The organism is Brevibacterium metallidurans, assembly GCF_037101285.1.
In the GTDB taxonomy this organism is placed as follows: Bacteria; Actinomycetota; Actinomycetes; order Actinomycetales; family Brevibacteriaceae; genus Brevibacterium; species Brevibacterium metallidurans.
In genome coordinates this window covers 1-730 of the sequence record NZ_BAAAAF010000055.1, presented here as the reverse complement: position 1 = coordinate 730, position 730 = coordinate 1, and the positions used below count along the sequence as shown (strand labels likewise).

The 730-nt window shown below is 55.5% G+C and carries 2 rRNA genes; both read left to right on the top strand.

The annotated features are described in order from the left end of the window. A 16S ribosomal RNA gene (locus AACX88_RS17490) occupies positions 1-220 on the top strand; the annotation flags it as partial. A gap of 389 nt (positions 221-609) precedes the next feature. After that, positions 610-730 (top strand): 23S ribosomal RNA (locus AACX88_RS17485); the annotation flags it as partial.

The following is a 730-nucleotide window of genomic DNA, read 5'->3' as shown; positions in this document are numbered from 1 at the left end:
CGTGAAGTCGGAGTCGCTAGTAATCGCAGATCAGCAACGCTGCGGTGAATACGTTCCCGGGCCTTGTACACACCGCCCGTCAAGTCACGAAAGTCGGTAACACCCGAAGCCGGTGGCCTAACCCCTTCTGGGGAGGGGGCCGTCTAAGGTGGGACTGGTGATTGGGACTAAGTCGTAACAAGGTAGCCGTACCGGAAGGTGCGGCTGGATCACCTCCTTTCTAAGGAGCACACCAACATGGTGCCCACCAACGAACCCATACCGTGGTTCGGGTGGGTTGCTCAAGGGTGGAACATCACATACCTCCCGCTCATCCTTCTCGTTGTGGTCCGGTTCGTGCCGTGACTGCGTGAGAGTGATGGTCGGGATAGAACGAACACGCTGTTGGGTCCTGGAACCACAAGAGGGTTTCACAGGTCACCAACCCAACCCAGACACAGCCCATCGTGGCTGCTGTTGGGGGTGGTGTTTGGTAGTGGTTTGAGAATCGTATAGTGGACGCGAGCATCAAGCACCAGCCGGAAGGCTGGTGTGTAGTGTGATTTTCTTTGAGTCAAAAAATCTTAGTGTGAAATTTTCGCGCACATGAACACCAACCCTGTTTGGGTGGTGTGAGTGTGTAAGAGCGCATGGTGGATGCCTTGGCATCAGGAGCCGATGAAGGACGTGGAAATCTGCGATAAGCCTCGGGGAGCCGATAAACGGGCGTTGATCCGAGGATGTCCGAATG